The 17,385-nt window shown below is 48.0% G+C and carries 14 protein-coding genes and 3 tRNA genes; 6 read left to right on the top strand and 11 right to left on the bottom strand.

Annotated elements, in window-relative coordinates:
- Positions 1 to 22: 22 nt before the first annotated feature.
- Both queG and C7R56_RS07960 read right to left on the bottom strand, forming a co-directional pair.
- On the bottom strand, positions 23 to 1,180 hold the full coding sequence (gene queG / locus C7R56_RS07955; RefSeq protein WP_107996004.1) for a tRNA epoxyqueuosine(34) reductase QueG: 1,158 nt from the start codon (positions 1,178 to 1,180) through the stop codon (positions 23 to 25).
- A gap of 255 nt (positions 1,181 to 1,435) precedes the next feature.
- Positions 1,436 to 2,293, bottom strand: coding sequence for a methyltransferase domain-containing protein (locus tag C7R56_RS07960; RefSeq protein WP_107996005.1), 858 nt, complete (start codon positions 2,291 to 2,293; stop codon positions 1,436 to 1,438).
- Positions 2,294 to 2,508: 215 nt separating this feature from the next.
- Between C7R56_RS07960 and C7R56_RS07965 the strand changes: the two genes are divergently transcribed.
- The 3 genes from C7R56_RS07965 to C7R56_RS07975 all read left to right on the top strand — a co-directional run bounded on the left by C7R56_RS07965 (position 2,509) and on the right by C7R56_RS07975 (position 6,203).
- On the top strand, positions 2,509 to 2,919 hold the full coding sequence (locus tag C7R56_RS07965; protein ID WP_107996006.1) for an Hsp20/alpha crystallin family protein: 411 nt from the start codon (positions 2,509 to 2,511) through the stop codon (positions 2,917 to 2,919).
- A 148-nt stretch (positions 2,920 to 3,067) separates the two neighbouring features.
- The gene (locus tag C7R56_RS07970) at positions 3,068 to 3,544 is read left to right on the top strand and encodes an RrF2 family transcriptional regulator (protein WP_107996007.1); all 477 of its coding nucleotides are present in this window, start codon (positions 3,068 to 3,070) and stop codon (positions 3,542 to 3,544) included.
- Positions 3,545 to 3,563: 19 nt separating this feature from the next.
- A complete protein-coding gene (locus tag C7R56_RS07975; protein ID WP_107996008.1) occupies positions 3,564 to 6,203 on the top strand; it encodes a YhgE/Pip domain-containing protein in 2,640 nt (879 codons plus the stop codon).
- 263 nt (positions 6,204 to 6,466) lie between these two features.
- Here the strand turns inward: C7R56_RS07975 and C7R56_RS07980 are convergent, their stop codons facing one another.
- Positions 6,467 to 7,915: a glycoside hydrolase family 1 protein gene (locus tag C7R56_RS07980; protein WP_107996009.1), complete on the bottom strand. Its 1,449-nt coding sequence runs from the start codon at positions 7,913 to 7,915 to the stop codon at positions 6,467 to 6,469.
- A gap of 173 nt (positions 7,916 to 8,088) precedes the next feature.
- Here C7R56_RS07980 and C7R56_RS07985 point away from each other — a divergent pair, with 173 nt between their 5' ends.
- Together C7R56_RS07985 and C7R56_RS07990 are read left to right on the top strand one after the other, a co-directional pair.
- On the top strand, positions 8,089 to 8,442 hold the full coding sequence (locus C7R56_RS07985; RefSeq protein ID WP_107996010.1) for a MerR family transcriptional regulator: 354 nt from the start codon (positions 8,089 to 8,091) through the stop codon (positions 8,440 to 8,442).
- Between the two features lie 35 nt (positions 8,443 to 8,477).
- Positions 8,478 to 10,244 (top strand): 1-deoxy-D-xylulose-5-phosphate synthase, encoded by a 1,767-nt coding sequence (locus C7R56_RS07990; RefSeq protein WP_107996011.1) that lies wholly within the window; start codon positions 8,478 to 8,480, stop codon positions 10,242 to 10,244.
- 131 nt (positions 10,245 to 10,375) lie between these two features.
- On the opposite strand, the gene C7R56_RS07995 is transcribed toward C7R56_RS07990, so the two are convergent.
- From C7R56_RS07995 to C7R56_RS08010, 4 genes are all read right to left on the bottom strand, one after another.
- Positions 10,376 to 11,113, bottom strand: a complete 738-nt coding sequence (locus tag C7R56_RS07995) for an SDR family oxidoreductase (protein WP_107996012.1) — start codon at positions 11,111 to 11,113, stop codon at positions 10,376 to 10,378.
- A gap of 152 nt (positions 11,114 to 11,265) precedes the next feature.
- On the bottom strand, positions 11,266 to 11,643 hold the full coding sequence (locus tag C7R56_RS08000) for a MerR family transcriptional regulator (protein WP_107996013.1): 378 nt from the start codon (positions 11,641 to 11,643) through the stop codon (positions 11,266 to 11,268).
- A 152-nt stretch (positions 11,644 to 11,795) separates the two neighbouring features.
- On the bottom strand, positions 11,796 to 13,265 hold the full coding sequence (locus C7R56_RS08005) for a 6-phospho-beta-glucosidase (protein ID WP_107996014.1): 1,470 nt from the start codon (positions 13,263 to 13,265) through the stop codon (positions 11,796 to 11,798).
- An 18-nt stretch (positions 13,266 to 13,283) separates the two neighbouring features.
- Positions 13,284 to 15,152, bottom strand: coding sequence for a beta-glucoside-specific PTS transporter subunit IIABC (locus C7R56_RS08010; RefSeq protein ID WP_107996015.1), 1,869 nt, complete (start codon positions 15,150 to 15,152; stop codon positions 13,284 to 13,286).
- Between the two features lie 252 nt (positions 15,153 to 15,404).
- Here C7R56_RS08010 and C7R56_RS08015 point away from each other — a divergent pair, with 252 nt between their 5' ends.
- Positions 15,405 to 16,289 (top strand): MurR/RpiR family transcriptional regulator, encoded by an 885-nt coding sequence (locus C7R56_RS08015; RefSeq protein WP_107996016.1) that lies wholly within the window; start codon positions 15,405 to 15,407, stop codon positions 16,287 to 16,289.
- A 124-nt stretch (positions 16,290 to 16,413) separates the two neighbouring features.
- Here the strand turns inward: C7R56_RS08015 and C7R56_RS08020 are convergent, their stop codons facing one another.
- The 4 genes from C7R56_RS08020 to C7R56_RS08035 all read right to left on the bottom strand — a co-directional run bounded on the left by C7R56_RS08020 (position 16,414) and on the right by C7R56_RS08035 (position 17,319).
- Positions 16,414 to 16,902 carry a GNAT family N-acetyltransferase gene (locus C7R56_RS08020; RefSeq protein ID WP_107996017.1) on the bottom strand — a complete coding sequence of 163 codons (489 nt, stop codon included), beginning with the start codon at positions 16,900 to 16,902 and terminating at the stop codon, positions 16,414 to 16,416.
- 119 nt (positions 16,903 to 17,021) lie between these two features.
- Positions 17,022 to 17,105 (bottom strand) — tRNA-Leu (locus C7R56_RS08025).
- A 39-nt stretch (positions 17,106 to 17,144) separates the two neighbouring features.
- Positions 17,145 to 17,215: transfer RNA gene (locus C7R56_RS08030), tRNA-Cys, on the bottom strand.
- 32 nt (positions 17,216 to 17,247) lie between these two features.
- Positions 17,248 to 17,319: transfer RNA gene (locus C7R56_RS08035), tRNA-Gln, on the bottom strand.
- Positions 17,320 to 17,385 lie beyond the last annotated feature (66 nt).

Consider the following 17,385-nt stretch of genomic DNA (forward strand, 5'->3'; position numbering starts at 1 on the left):
GAAACTCCTTCATTCTGTTAGATTAATCTGTTTCCTTGATTTCAAGTATTTTCAGATAAGCCTTCTCCATTTCGGCTTTGGTTTCTTCGTCCGTTTCGATTATAAGCCGTTCGGAGAAAAAAGCCAACAATTCAGGATTGGCTTCGCGCACAATTTCGGCGACGGCCCAAGCAGCCGTCCCGCGCAGCACCGGCCGGGGGTCCTGCTCGATCATCCGCAGCAGCTCCGGAATCGCCGTTCGATCGCGGTAATTCGCCAAAGCGATGACCGCGTTGCGCTGCAGCGGTTTCTTGCCGCGCCACGAGCCTGCCAGATGTCCGAATTGCTCCTTGAATTCGCGGTTCGATATCGTCAGCATCGGTTGCAGCACAGGGGTGACGCTTTCCGGTTCCGGCTCCATCTCAGGATGCACGTGATGATCCATCCCTCGGTTATACGGGCAAACTTGCTGGCAGATATCACATCCGTAAATGACGTGTCCGATCTTTTTGCGGTACTCTTCCGGCATATACCCTTTTGTCTGTGTTTGATAGGAAAGGCAGACGTTCGGGTTCAATTGGCCGTTGCCGAGGATTGCTCCGGTCGGACAGAAATCCTTACAGCGCATGCACTCCCCACAGCCGAAGACACCCGGCTCATCCGCGGGAAAAGGTATATCCGTGATGATTTCCCCCAAGTAGACGTAGGACCCGAACTCGCGCGTGATCAACAGGCCGTTGCGGCCGATGAAGCCCAACCCGGCCCGCTGCGCCACCACGGTATCGATCAGCTCGCCGGTGTCCACCATCGGCTTGAAGCGGGCACCCGGAATTTTTTCCTGGATGAAGGCAATCAAGCGGTCCATCCTGTCGCGGAGAATGACGTGGTAATCGGTCCCCCAGGAAGCGCGCGAGAAATTGCCGCGACGTTCGCCGCGCACGCGCTCCGACTTTTCGGTCATTTTGCTCGGGTATGCCAGGGCGAGAGAAAGGATCGCTTGCGGCTTATCGAATATCCGATCCGGGTAAATCCGTTCATCCAGGACCGGGTGTTCAAAGCCGACAGTATGGCCCTTCGCATGCTGCTCTTTCAAACTTTCCAACATATATTCAAAAGGTTCGGCAGTGGTGAAACCCAGTTTATCGATACCCAGCTTTTTGCTTTCTTCTATTATTTCAGCCTTCAAGGCGGCAAAATTCATTTTTCTTGCTCCTGACAGTCAGTATTTTTTTGTACCATTCGGCGCCTTCGTCGAGCTCCGAAAAAGATTGCGAAAATACGCACAAAAAAACGTATCGTTTCGGTGTCTGGCACGGCGAATGCGATACGTTGGTCAAGGTCATTTTGTGAAACAAAACGATAATAATGGCTACAAAATGATATACGTATTATAGCATATCACACCGCTGTGTCAACATTTTCCGGAAACTTGGGCTATATTCCAGTTATGCAAAAATCAGACTGGTTTACTTGCGACCAAAAGTGTGACTGCCACAGTGACAGACTTCAACGGATTTGCCACCGCGTTTGCTAGAGATTCTTCGGAAGCACCCCAGGATAATGGCGTCATCTCCATCAGCCATCCATAGCTTTTTGCATCAAGAGCCACGGTATAGCTGACTTCTTCGCTGACAGCATTCGGATAGATGTCATAAAACCGGTCCACCACTTGTTGATTATCGTACTCTCTCTTTGTAGTATCCAGGGCATACAACTGCTCCCGCAACTCGATCAAATACTGCGCATTCGGCACCACTTTGACGACCTTCCCACCCGGCTTCAGAACACGATTGAATTCCTGATACTGGGATGGTGAAAAAATGTTCAAGATGACATCAAAGGCACTTTCTCCAAAAGGTGAATGCGCCAAGTCGGCCACGCACCAGAACGCATCCGAGAAAAAGTTGCTGGCTGCCAAATGGATCGCATCCTTCGATATATCAAAGCCGATTTTTGTTCCCGTTAAGCCTTTTTCGGTCAAATAGTGCAGATGGGAACCTTCTCCGCAGCCGACATCCAAAACTGTCGCCGACTCAGGATTATCAATATGAGCATAAACGGCATCCAATAAGGGGTAAAAGAAACCGGTATCCGCCAAATTTTTCCGGCTCGACAGCATCTCTTTGCCGTATTCGTTCTGGCCACCTTTCATCAACAGATGCAGGGTACCCTTTTTTGATACATCAAAACGATGGCCATTCGCACAGACGACACTATGCCCATCCACTGTCTCAAAATTCCCTTTGCAGATAGGACACTGGAAAAGATTCCGATGCTGTTCCAGATAGAGACTGCCCGCTTCAATTTTTTTCATATTTAACTGTCCTTTCCGGCCTCTTCCGGTTACACGGTGCAAGGCGTTAACTGATTCAAAACTCCTCAAACAGTTTACCATACTATCCGTTTGGAATCAGCTTTTGCTTGGTTGCCGCAGTTTGGAACCGGATTCATATCGGTGGAATTCTGATTTGCGTAGGTATATACTGAGGGTGAACAAAAGGTTCAACCAAAAGAAAGGAGATTTTTCAAATGTCAAATGAGTTACGCAAAAGCAACAGTTTCTTTGACCTGCTGTCGGATACCGGATCGATGTTCCAAAATCGTTTTTTTCAGGAAATAAAATTGGACGTACATGAAACCGAAGACAACTATCAAGTTACAGCCGATCTGCCGGGCTATAGCAAAGAGGATATCACTGTGGACTATGACAACGACATTCTCTCCATTTCAGCCGTGCGCAAATCGGAAAAAATCGAAAAAGACGAAAAAGGCCAAATCATCCGCCAAGAACGTTCTTCGGGGTCCGTCCACAGGGAAATTTATTTGAAAGGCATCAACGAAGAAGATGTTACAGCTACTCTGACAGATGGCGTCTTGAACTTAGTGCTCCCGAAAAAAGAACCTAGTGTACTTTCCAAACGTAAAATTGAAATTTTCTGATCCATAAAGAAAAGACCGAGCAAACCGCTTTCTGGCTTGCTCGGCTATTTTTTTGCACTCAAAACGAATACTTTCACTTGAACAATCAAACATTAAGAGATAAAATACATCCATGGATAAAATATATCTACGAAAGAAGGCGAAAAAGATGAAAATGAAAAGCGGCGTGGAACAGGCCATCTGCATATTGATCATGCTGGCGACCCAAATCGAGCAACGTCCCATCAAAAGCACCATCCTCAGCAAGCGCCTGTCTGTTTCCGATTCCTACCTGAAGAAAGTGATGCGTTCCCTTGTCGTTTCTGGCTTGGTAGATTCCGAGGCAGGCAAGGACGGCGGATTCAGACTGAAACGGACTCCTGAAGACATCACGATGTTGCATATCTATGAAGCAATCGAAGGAACGCACAGCTTTGTCCGGCCGACCAATCTGGCCGAAAAGGTGTTCCTGCGTGCGGAAAAAATCAAGTACAAAAAAAGGGAAGTCCTTGAAGTATTCTTCGATGCAGAACAGCAATTCAAAACCCGCTTGCAGCAATACACACTCGATTCCCTCCTAGTCGAGGGCTCGGAAAGGGTCGAAAATGTAGATTGGGAATCCATCATCCTGTCTACCGAAATTTAAATGAAGGAAGTGCACTATTTTGTTTAAGCAAGAATGGAAAACAATTTTCAAAACGAAAAAAATGATGATCATCCTGTTCGGGATCAGCTTGATCCCTTCCCTTTACACAGTCCTTTTCCTCAGTTCCATGTGGGACCCCTACGGTAAACTGGCCGAACTGCCAGTCGCTGTTGTGAATCAGGACAAGTCCGTTTCCTATAATGAAGAAACACTGGCTGTCGGCGATTCGCTGGTGACCGGTTTGCAGGAATCCGATGCTTTGGATTTCGATTTCGTCTCACAGGAAGAAGCGGAAGCTGGATTGGAGGATGGCAGCTACTATATGGCACTAACCATCCCAGAGAATTTCTCAGAAAATGCGACCACCTTGTTGGATGAAACACCCCAGCAGATGGAATTGTCTTACCGGACCAGCGCGGGCAGAAGCTACATCGCCTCCAAGCTGACCGCTTCTGCCGCAAACGAAATCAACGACACCATCTCTGATGAGGTGACAGCCATCTACGCAAAAAACGTCTTTGAGCAACTGCAGACTGTCGCGGATGGGATGACGGAAGCGGCTGCCGGAAGCGCACAACTCAGCGACGGGACTGTCCAGATTAAGGAAGGCAACGAGAGCTTAACCACAAATCTCGAAACGCTTGCAGATAGCAGCCTCAGCTTCCGTGACGGTGCCGAAACGATGACGGTTGGACTGCAAACGTATCTGAACGGAGTCGGCCAACTGGATGTCGGCGCCATTGCATTGAACAATGGTGCAGCCAAACTGGCAGCTTCCATGCCGGCATTGCAAACAGGCGTCGGTAAATTGAATGACGGCGCAGTAGCAACAGCTGAAGGCAGTGCATCGTTGAGCAACGGGCTTTCCAGTTTGGCGACGAACAGTCTCGCGCTTTCGACAGGTATGGACACGTTGAACAGTGGCATGAGCCAACTATCGGAAGGCAGTACATCATTGACTGCAGGCTTAGCGGCACTCAACACAAGTCTCACCAGTGCGGAACAACAAGCAAAACTGACTGCATTGCAGAGCGGGCTCGACCAAATGAAAAACGGCATCGAAACGCTCGACAGTCAACTGCAGCAATCCAGTCTTTCATCAGATTTGGCGACCACCCTATCCCAATTGGACGGCTTATCCACCACGATTGCGTCATTTCAAACCGAACTCAATACTATCACGGCTGCTGCGGATCCCGTCAACAATACCGCAGCCATCATGGATGCAATCTCACAAAGCGGTACCGAATTGACCCCTGAACAGGAAGCAGCCGTCAGCCAAGCTGTCTCTGCACAGCTGGCGACCGTCGCAAATGAACAAGCCGGTTCGATCCAAACAATGGCAACCGGCCTCAGTGCTCTGTCCGGATTGAGTGGTATCGATGCCACTGCCATCGGGCAACAAGTAGCCTCACTCCAGTCCAGCGTCAGCAGTCTTTCGGCCGGCTATGCAAATGTCTACGCTGGAGCGACGACGCTTGTATCGGGCTTTGGCCAAATCGGCCAATCCAGCCAAACTCTTTTGTCCGGTTCTCAATCATTGCAGACCGCCATCGGAAGCGCACAAAACGGCTCCCAAAAACTGGCTGACGGCCTGTCCCAACTTACAGCCGGTTCCGAACAATTGGCTGTAGGCGGACAAAGCCTTACGGAAGGTAACGCACAAGTAAGCGCCGGCCTGCAGACCCTAAATGAACAGACCGGAACCCTTGCATCAGGCGCAACTGAACTCCAAGATGGAACCCAGTCACTGGCCGACGGAACCATGCAGCTGGTCGAAAATGGCAGCCTGCTGACCGACGGAATCAGCCAACTTGCAACTGGTGCTGTTAAAATAAGTGACGGCTCCGGTCAATTGGCGGATGGTTCAGAGCAACTGAATGCCGGTTTGACAACATTGCTTAGCGGCACAGATGAACTGGGTTCTAAATTGCTCGACGGGAGCACCGCTCTGAACGAAGTCGATGCAAACGAGAACACCTACGCGATGATGGCTGAACCGGTAATCGCGAACCAGATCGAAACGGCACCAGTCGTCAACAACGGCACCGGGATGGCACCCTACATGATGTCCGTCGCCCTCTTCGTAGGCGCAATCAGCTTGAACCTGATGTACGACAGCTTAACCCCAAGGAAATATCCGAAAAACGGCATCAGCTGGTGGGCCAGCAAAATCTCTGTGCTAGCGGCAGTCGGCGTTTGCCAAGCACTCATCATGGTCGGCCTCCTCTTGAGCGTCAATGGATTGGCCCCGTCCTCGATTGAAAAAATGCTTTTGATCACCATTTTGACTGCGCTCGTTTCGGTGTCGATCGTCATGCTTTTCAACCTGCTGTTTGATAAAGTCGGCTCCTTCCTGATGCTGATTTTCCTCATCCTGCAGCTGTCGGGATCCGGCGGCACTTATCCGATCCAGCTGTCCAACAGCTTCTTCGAGGCGATCCATCCCTACCTGCCGATGACGTATTCGATCGATGCCTACCGCCAACTGTTCGGCATCGGCGGCAGCATCTCCACGGATCTGTTCATCCTGTTGGCGATCCTGATCGTCTTCAATCTGCTGATCATCCTCTTCTACACAGTCAAACGGAAAACATTGCAACAGGAAGACTTTGAGCAAGAGGAAAAATCGGCTGCTCTGGAAACCCAAACCGCTTAAAAAACTCTATGAATGCCAAAACACGCACAACCTCAACAGGATGTGCGTGTTTTCTTTGTTCTTTTCTGGGTGCAACAGCACCAGTGACGCTACTGTTGCACTTGCTCCGGTGAACAGTGGCTTCGCCGAAGGTCAGCCAATATTCTGGTTGCCATCTCCGTTGGGGAGAGCCTCGTCGTAGGTGCTTCTGAAAGTTACCTTCGTACTCCGGGGAGCACCCCTCTGACCGGAGCTGAGGATCATCTCATCAAATTCTCTGACCCTTAATCCGCCAATATGTTTTCCCCGTTCGTGGCAATCACTTCTTTGTACCAGTCGAAGGATTTTTTCTTTGAACGTTCCAATGTACCGTTGCCCTCATCATCCAGGTCCACATAGATGAATCCATAGCGCTTGCTCATCTCGCCGGTGGATGCGGACACAAGGTCGATGCAGCCCCAAGGTGTGTAGCCGATCAGGTCCACCCCATCCAGCACGGCTTCATGCATCGCCTTGATGTGTTCCTTCAGATAGTCGATGCGGTAATCGTCCTTTACAGAACCGTCCGCTTCCTTGACGTCCTTTGCACCAAGGCCGTTTTCGACGATGAACAACGGCACTTGATAACGATCCCAAAGATCATTCATGGAAATGCGCAAGCCCATCGGATCGATCTGCCAGCCCCATTCGCTCGCTTTCAGGAACGGATTTCTGACGCCGTTCATCAGGTTGCCTGAGGCTGCATCACTTTCGCCCCGTGCTCCGACTTCATCAGTCGCCATGCTCATGTAGTAACTGAAGCCGATGTAATCAACCGTATAATTTTTGATCAGGTCCAGATCGCCTTCCTCCATGACCGGTGCTTCGGCATCATATTCCCGCAGCAGACGGTTCGTGTAAGTCGGATAAGCCCCTCTTACTTGCACATCGCTTGTGAAGTAGTCGAAAGCTCTCTCTTTGAATTGCGAAGAAAATTGATTTTCCGGATGCGCATTCAATGGATAGAATGGCGCATAGATCTGCATGCAGCCGATTTGGATGTCTTCACGCAGCTCATGGCCGATCTTTACAGCAAGAGCGCTTGCGACGAATTGATGGTGCCAAGCCTGAAAACGGTTCGTGAAGTCATCCGAACCCGTGCTCGGGATCAGCCCTTGCGACAATGTCGGAAATTCCAACGCCGAATTGATTTCATTGAATGTCATCCAATATTTAACTTTTGATGCAAAACGTTCCAGAACGACTTTAGCGTAACGTTCGAAGTAGCCAACAATCTTACGGTTTTTCCAGCCACCGTATTCCTTCGCCAGATAAAGCGGCATTTCGTAGTGGGATAGAGTAATGACTGGTTCGATCCCGAATTTCAAGCACTCATCGATCAGTTCTCCGTAGAATTCCAAGCCTTTTCCATTCGGTGTCTCCTCATCACCTAACGGGAAAATCCGGCTCCAAGCGATTGAAAAGCGGTAGGCTTTGAAGCCCATTTCAGCGAATAAGGCGATATCTTCCTTGAAACGATGGTAGTGATCGATCCCGACATGATTCGGATAACCATATTTTCCCTTGTCGATTGTCCAGTCGAATTCCTGCGAATTCAAAATGGCGAAACGTTGCTTCCCACCCGGCATCGCATCCGCAACGGACGGCCCTTTCCCGCCTGCATCGAAAGCTCCTTCACACTGATTTGCGGCGGTCGCACCGCCCCAAAGAAAATCCTTTTTGAAACTCATCATAATTGCCCCCTTTTTCATTCGTTTAACTGACTCAACTCTACCACTTAACCTTGACTTTAAGTCAATAGGAAATAGGAAATTTTATCCATTTGAATATTTCACTTGACTTAACCTTAACTTTAAGTTGTAAGCTTTGCCTATAAAACAAATTATGCCAAGCAGAGGTGAGAAAAATGAATATTTCAGAAGCATCAGAAAAATCAGGACTGACAGCGGTAACCTTGCGCTATTACGAACGGATCGGCTTGATCCCGCCCGTGACCAGGGGCAACGGTGGCGTCCGGTTATATAAAGAATCCGATCTTGGTTGGATCGATTTCATCAAGTGCATGCGCAATGCCGGTTTGTCGATCGAATCCTTGATCGAATACACCGCTTTGTTCGATCAGGGAAAGGATACCGTCGTTGCCAGGAAGGAAATCCTGATAGAAGAACAGAAAAAAATGGAAGAACGTTACAACGAACTAGGAAAAACACTGGAAAAACTGAACAAGAAAATAGAATACTACGAGCAGGACCATTCTTGAGTACTGCACATACAACCAAAAGGAGCGATTTTGATTTGCATACATTACAAACAACAATCATCGACAAAGTGAACAGTCCCGCAGACGTGAAGACACTGAACCTCGTTGAGATGGAACAATTGGCTGGAGAAATCAGGTCTCTTGTATTGAACAAAGTCAGCCAGGTCAGCGGCCACGTCGGTCCGAATCTGGGCGTCGCCGAATTGACGATCGCTTTTCATCATGTTTTCGATTCGCCAAAGGATAAGATTGTCTGGGATGTTTCCCATCAGTCCTACCCTCACAAAATTCTTACCGGACGCAAACACGGCTTCGTCGACAAAGAAAACTTCCATTCCGTCACAGGCTACACTTCCCAGCACGAAAGCGAACACGACTTCTTCACGGTGGGGCATACTTCCACATCCATCAGCCTAGCTGTCGGTATGGCTAAAGCAAGGGATCTGAAGAAGGAAACAGGAAATGTCGTTGCCTTGATCGGGGACGGTTCCCTGAGCGGTGGGCTGGCCTTCGAAGGTCTGAACAACGCTGCGGAGTTGGGGTCCAATCTTATCGTTATTGTCAACGACAATGAAATGTCAATCGATGAGAATTTCGGCGGACTCTACCGTTCCTTGGCTGAGCTGCGTGCGACAAATGGAGAAGCAGCCAACAATCCTTTCAAAGCATTGGGCTTCGAATACCGCTACGTCGAGGAAGGAAACGATTTGGCGAAAATGATCGAAACCTTCAGCGAAATTAAGGACTTTGGCCATCCACTTGTGCTCCATGTCCACACCGAAAAAGGCCACGGTTACGAAAAAGCCACTCAGGAAAAAACGAACTACCATTGGCGTTCACCTTTCAACCTGGAAACAGGCGAAAGCTTGAGAAAGTCTGCCGGGGAATCGTACAATTCAATCATCATGGATCATCTGATTAAAAAGGTTGATGATGATGAAATGAAACTGGCTGCCATCAATGCAGCCATCCCGGGCATGTTCGGGCTGAATGCATTCAAAACCGCACATCCGGAACACTATTTCGATGTCGGCATCGCCGAAGGGCACTCGATTACGTTTGCGGCCGGACTGGCTTCCCAAGGCGTCAAACCGGTTGTCTTCCACTCGAGCACCTTCCTGCAGCGAGCCTATGACCAATTGTCGCATGATCTGGGCATCAACGAATTGCCGGCTGTACTGATCATCAGTGGCGGAGCTATCTCCAGCGGCGCAGTGACACATCTGGGTCTGTTCGATATTCCATTGATCAAGAGCATCCCTAATTTCAACTATCTTGCGCCGACCAGCAAGGAAGAACTGCTTGCGATGCTGGATTGGGCTCTGAAACAGGAAAAAGGACCGATTGCCATACGATTGCCGAATGGACCGGTCGTCTCCAGAGAGAATGCTTTGGCCGACTTCCAATCGCCAACTTACGAAATTCTCAAGCAAGGCAAGAAAATAGCGGTCTTGGCGCTCGGTTCTTTCCTCTCACTCGGCGAACAAGTCGCTGAGCAAATGAAGGCTGAAACCGGTGAGGACATCACAGTAATCAACCCGCGCTCCATCACCGAGGTCGATGCAGATACACTAAAGGAACTGGAAGCGACCCATGACTTGGTCGTCACGCTCGAGGACGGTTCATTGGCTGGCGGCTTCGGAGAACAGATTGCTTCCTTCTATGGGGCCTCAGCTGTTAAAGTTTTGAACTTCGGCGCGAAAAAAGAATTTACGGACAATGTTCCGCTCGAAACGCTTTATGAGCAGTTCCATCTGACGCCTGAATTGATTGTAAAGGATATGCTGGAAGCTTTGGCTTAAACCATTTTACGGCACTTGTCCGGTTCCGATAATTTCATCACTACCTAAAAAAATCCCTTCCGACGTTGAGCTGTCGGAAGGGATTTTTTGGTTTTTTTGGTTGTCTTATTCACCGTCTTGCTGGTTCCTTGTTAAATCGATTGTGTTGTCGGACGGACAATCATTTCACTGACGGACATGCGATCTGGTGTGTCGATCGCAAATACTACTGCCATAGCGATATCTTCGGACGTCAAACCCCATTCAATTTGTGCTTTATGCACTTCATCGGCAATCTTGCTGTCGCTGATCGTTTTGTACAATTCTGTTTGCACAGCCCCAGGGGAGATGATGGTCGATTTGATATTATTCTTGCGTTGTTCTTGACGCAATCCTTCCATGATGGCGCGCACAGCAAATTTTGTGCCGCAGTATACCGCTGAATCAGGGTAGACGACATGTCCTGCTACCGAATCGGTCGAAATGATGTGACCGGATTTTTGCTCTGCCATCAACGGCAGTACAGCAGAAATGCCGTTCAACACACCCATGATATTGATATCCAACATTTCTTTCCATTCGTCGCGGCGACCTTCAACCAGTGGCGCGGTAGGCATAACACCGGCATTATTGAACAGCACATCAACATGGCCGTAGGTTTCGACAGCCAAATCGACCACTTTTTTTACATCCTCATAGTTGGATACGTCCGCAGCTTTGTATACAAGTTCTGCATCCGGCAATGAATTTTTGATTTCAGCCAGGCGGTCTTCGCGGCGTGCCGCAATGACAAGTTTTGCCCCTTTTTCGGCCAATAGCCGCGTGGTCGCTTCCCCAATTCCGCTAGAAGCACCCATGATTATGACCACTTTTTCTGTCAATGATTTCATTCTATGTTCCTCCTCTGATTCTTTGATAGTTTGACTTTAACACTTAACCTTAGCGTTAAGTCAAGACTGATGGCAATTTCTTTTGTGAATCATAACGGGCTTCATGCTGTTGTATTGGTTTTGTTTTCCAACTATGAAAACTGTAGATATCTTTAATGCGGGAGACTATCTTCGGAAGCCTTCAGATTGCCTTCGAAGCTTTTGATTTTTCCGTTCAGCCTCTCTATCGTTTCACTGATTTCCTTCTGTTTGGCAATCAGTTGATCTCTTTCCCTGATCAAAATATTTTTGCGCGCTTCATCGGACTGCTCCCCATTTCTGAACAAGGTCGTATATTCAATCAGCGACTCGACCGACATCCCGGCACTGCGCATGCATTTAATGAAATCGATCCAACCAAGATCGTCTTTTTGGTAATCCCGAACCCCACCATTTTTTCGGGTCACGGGAGGAATCAGCCCTTCGCTTTCATAATAACGCAGTGTTGCAGCTGTGAGCCCGGAAATTTTTGCAGCTTCTGATATATTCATAACTCGATCACCCTTTCTCGCATACAGTATACAACAAATGTATGCAGTTGGTGCCAAAAGAAGTCTGAAAGACATCCCCATTGAAAGGGATTCTTTCAGACTTCTTCTTTACATTACAAATCGAAAACTCCCGTTCGCTGCTACTGAATCTGCTACAGAGGAGCTGTTGCTGCCGTTGGAATTTCCAGGTTGTCGCTGGACAAGTCCATGCCGTTGGTTTCGATCACTTTTTTGTACCAGTAGAATGATTTTTTCTTGGACCGGTCCAAAGTACCGTTGCCTTCATCATCCCTGTCCACATATACGAATCCGTAACGCTTGCTCATCTGACCGGTGCTGGCGGCGACCAGGTCGACACAGCCCCAAGTCGTATAGCCCAGCAACTCGACCCCGTCGATTTCGACGGCATCCGTGAAAGCTTCTATATGCTTACGCAGATATTCGATGCGGTATTCATCATCCACATATCCATTGTCATCTGGCACATCGATTGCACCCAAGCCGTTTTCAACGATGAACAGCGGCTTCTGATAGCGGTCATACATTTGGTTCAATGAATTGCGCAGACCCATCGGATCGATTTGCCAACCCCACTCGGAAGAAGGCAAGTTCGGATTCTTGATGGTCGCAAAGATGTTCCCGGTCGTTTGTTGATAATCTTCAGCATAGGCACTGACTGTCCGCGAGGAGTAGTAAGAGAAAGATACGAAATCCACCGGCGCAGAAGCCAGGATGTCTTTGTCCTCTGGCTCCATCTTGATCTCCAAGCCTCCCCGCTCAAATTTTTTCAGTGCATAATTCGGGTATTTTCCGCGCGCTTGGACATCGATGAAAAAGTAGCCTTCGCGGTCGCGGTCGATCGCTTCCTTATAGTCTTCCGGACGGCACATGTAGGGATAATGGTTCCCGCCTGCCAACATGCAGCCCACTTTGTTGTTCGGATCGATCTCATGCGCGATTTTTGTGGCAGCTGCACTTGCGACCAACTGATGATGGGCAGCCTGATATTTGACTTGATTCTCGTTCTCTCCCTCTTCAAAGACGATGCCGCCGCCTACGAAAGGTTGGTGGAGCAGAATATTGATCTCATTGATCGTCAGCCAGTAATTCACCAATCCTTTGTAACGCGTCAGGACGGTTCTTGCATATTTAGTGTAAAAATCAATCAACTCGCGGTTACGCCATGAGCCGTATTGTTTGATGAGATGCAAAGGCACATCGAAATGAGCGATCGTGACTAAAGGTTCGATGTCATACTTCCGCAGTTCCTTGAAAACCTCTTCGTAGAAGCGCAATCCTTCCTCATTCGGCTCCTGATCGTCCCCATTCGGAAAAATCCTTGACCAGGACAAGGACATCCGATACACTTTGAATCCCATTTCTGCGAACAGTTTGATGTCTTCCTTATAGCGATGGTACATATCGATCCCCTCTTTTGCGGGATAATAATGCTCCTCATCCCACTCCAGCATTTTTTGCTTGCCGGCCGCAATCAGCTTGCGATCTGGTCCGGTCGGCATAACATCAACGTTCGATAACCCTCTCCCGCCTTCAAGGACGCCTCCTTCTGCCTGATTGGCGGCACTTGCTCCGCCCCATAAAAAATCTTTTGGTAATACCATACTTTAAATTCCTCCTGATTAAATGTGAACCGTCAGCATCACATTGTTGCTATTTTTAATTCCCAGAGCATCGTGTTTCACATCGCTGTAGTTGCCTGCATTCGTTACGACCACTGGTGTTTGGGTCACGTAACCGGCTTCGCGGATGCTTTCCAGATCGAAGGTCAACAAAGTCTGACCTTGCTTGATTTTATCCCCTTGCTTGACATGTGCTTCGAAAAATTTCCCGTTCAATTCAACGGTGTTCAAGCCTACATGGATCAGCAGTTCCACGCCATCATTGGACAGAAGACCGATGGCATGATTCGTCGGGAAAAGGCCGACCACTTCACCGTCGAAAGGCGCAACGACTTTTCCTTCAACAGGTTCAAAGGCTACCCCTTTACCCAACATCCCTTCAGAAAAGGCTTCATCCTGCACTTCGGATAGCGGCAACATTTCTCCGTTGATTGGACTGTTGATGCTGACAGATGCAACTTGGATCGTTTGAGTCGCTGTGGTTTCATTCGCTTCGCCAACTACCACAGCCGCTTTCTCATATTTCAAACTCAGCAGGTAGGTTGCGATGGCTGTCGTTACTGCACTGATTGCGATTGCAATGAGGATATTGTACAAGTTGGAAATATCTTCCCCGATGTACAAAGGAATCGCCGGCAAACCGGATGAACCTGTCGCATATCTCGAAGCGCCGCTCAAACCAGCATACAATCCACCCGCGCCCCCACCGATCATCGTTGCGATCAGCGGATATTTCTTCGGCAAAGCGATACCGTACAACGCGGGCTCGGTGATCCCCATCAACGCAGTGATCCCTGCTGACGTACCCAGCAACTTCTCGGACTGAACCTTGGTGACACGGCTAGTGACCAGTGCGGCAACGCCTGTCGCGATATTCGAAACCATCGCACCCGGCCCAAAAATATTTGCATATCCCACAGAAGTCAACTGGATGACATCCAGCGGGCCGACGCTTGTGTGGATACCGAACATAACCATGATCGGCAAGAGTGTTCCGACAATGACCGCAGGTGCCCAAGGAGCCACGCCCCGAATGATTTCAAAGCCTAAAGCGATAAATTCACCAGCATATGATCCGATCGGTCCGACAGCTACCAATGCCACGATACCCGTCAACAATATCGTAAACATCGGAACAAATACGATCTTGACTGCATTTGGAATCACGCGATTAAAGAATTTTTCGATATAAGATTGAACGATCACGATCAGCAAAATCGGAATAACGCTGGATCCGTAATTCACCAGACGCATCGGCATAGCAAAGATTTCCACTGGATTCCCTTCCGTGATCAATCTTGCCATATTCGGGTGCAGCAGCACACCGGCTAAAGCCATCGCAAGATAAGGACTGCATTTCAATTTTCTGGCCGCAGTGGAAGCCAACAGGAACGGCAGGAAATAGAAAACAGCATCCGCCATAAAATTGATTACGAAATACGTTTGGCTCTCATTGGAGATAACTTTGAATAATACCAATAATGCAAGCAAAGCTCTGATCATACCGGCTCCACTTATCGCAGGGATGATTGGGGTGAATGCTGAAGAAATGAATTCGACAGCCATAAGGGCCACATTTTTCTTTTCGTTATCCGAAGCGGCGACAGACTCGGTCATTACACCCAACAATGGCTGCATTTCATCATATACCTCGCTGACATGCGTGCCGATAACAACCTGAAATTGCCCTCCGCTGTTGATGACACCCGCAACTCCGTTCAATGCTTTCAATTCCGCAACATTTGCTTTTGATGCCTCATAAAGATCAAAACGAAGTCTGGTCTGGCAATGAATCAGATTGCGGACATTTTTCTCTCCTCCAACCAATCCAACGATGTCTTTGGCTAACTGTTCATACTTTTTGCTCATCTGGGAAACCCCTCTCTTTTTTTGAATAGCGCGCTTTCGCTTTACATATCGACTATACTTCTTGAGAGGAGCGCTTACAATACATTGAAGCCAAGTCGGAACAGCGTTTCGCGGAAACAACCAACTTCATAGGAATACGCGAAATAATGCGAAACGTTTTCATAAAATTTCATAACTGCAGAAGCTTTCTGATATAATACTTTCTGGAGCATACTGTTACTGTAGAAAATAAATGCCACTGGAGGTCCTTCCATGAAACTTATTCAAAAAATCGAAGACTATACGATATTATATAAAGACTCCCGTTCGCAAATAGCTGAATTTTTAATCCAAAACAAAGATGACCTTAACGAATATTCAATGAATGATATATCCAAACAAACCTTTTCATCGAAAGCGACTTTGGTCCGTTTTGCAAAATCACTGGGATTCAGCGGCTGGAAAGAACTGATCAAGACATTGATAGAAGAAATCCGCTATGAAGAGAAGCATTATTCCGCCATCAGTCCCAATATCCCATTCGACAAAAATGATTCTTTCCAGAAAATCATTCAAAACATCTCCACAGTCCAAATCGAAAGCATCAATGACACCGCAGACCGCATCGATACCGCTGCTCTTGAAGAGGCTGTAGGGAAACTGATCAGCGCGAACAGAATCGTTGTGCTGGGAATGAGCCCGAATAACCTGCTGGCAGAAATTTTCCGACGAAAAATGGCCACGATCGGAAAAATTGTCGAAGTGGCTCCTCCTGGCGAAATCGGTATAATCGCTTATTCCCTGACCAACAAGGACGCCGCCATCGTCATCTCGTACTCAGGAAATGATGTCTCCCGGGAACCGATGAAATTCATACCGGATATGAATTCAAAAGGTGTGAAACTCATCGGTATAACAAGCGATGGGTACAATTATATGAGACAGGAGATCGATACAGTTCTGACCATATCCTCCAGGGAGGGACTCTACAAAAAAATCAGCAATTTCTCTACCGAAGAATCGATACTGTTCATTCTAAATGTGCTCTATGCTTGCTTCTTCTCGAAAGAATATATAAAAAACTACACCTATAAACTAAAGAATTCGATAAAATTGGAAGAATCCCGCCGCATAAGGCAAATGGATCTGAAGGAATAATTTGCTTTCCTGGTAATAGATGCAAAAAAAACTTTCGTCGGAATCTATCTTGATTGCGACGAAAGTTTTTATATTCAGGCAGAAGTCTGTCTCGCTCTTCCCTACCCAATTGCACGATTCCGACTCAGGTTAACTCCAGATAAAACGGAATAATGTCCACAAAAGTACCATCGTCCATTTTGAAGCAACCCGGAATGGTCCCCAACTCTTTGAAACCCAGCTTTTTGTAAAGGCTGATTGCACCCTTATTGTCGGCGACTACAGCATTGAACTGCATGATGCGGAACCCTGCCTGCTTAGCCACCTCCAACGAATGCACCACAAGTTTTTCGCCAATGCGCTTCCCTCTTTGGTCATCCTTGACAGCGTAAGAGGCATTCGCGATGTGGCCGCAACGTCCGATGTTGTTCGGATGAAGAATATACAAACCAACTATTTCGCCATCCTCTTCCGCAACGCCGGTAAACGTCTGTTCCGCGAAAAAGACTGCCGCTTCCTTCATTGATAAGCCGTTTTCTTGCTGGAAATACTGACCTTCGATAACGATATGATTCCAAATACTCGTCATTGCAACCAATTCATTGTTACTATATTTCCTGATAACGATACCCATCACCCTACCCGCTTTCGCATACAAATTCACTGGTTGTATTGTAACCCACAACACGATTCGCTATACAAAAAAAATAAACCTACAACGATGAAATCATCGTCGTAAGCTTATTTGTGTGATACCGGCGGCCGGGGTCGAACCGGCACGCCCTTGCGGGCACTGGATTTTGAGTCCAGCGCGTCTGCCAATTCCGCCACGCCGGCATGATATGAAGAATGCAATTTTCCATCTTACTTATGGAAAGGCGGTAACCGGATTTGAACCGGTGATAGAGGTTTTGCAGACCTGTGCCTTACCACTTGGCTATACCGCCGAGATGTTGCTATTTGAAAATATTTGAAAAAACTGGGCTAGCTGGATTCGAACCAACGAATGACAGAGTCAAAGTCTGTTGCCTTACCGCTTGGCGATAGCCCAATAAAGAGGGCGACCGATGGGAATTGAACCCACGAATGCCGGATCCACAAACCGGTGCGTTAACCA

The organism is Trichococcus paludicola (assembly GCF_003052295.1).
In the GTDB taxonomy this organism is placed as follows: domain Bacteria; phylum Bacillota; class Bacilli; order Lactobacillales; family Aerococcaceae; genus Trichococcus; species Trichococcus paludicola.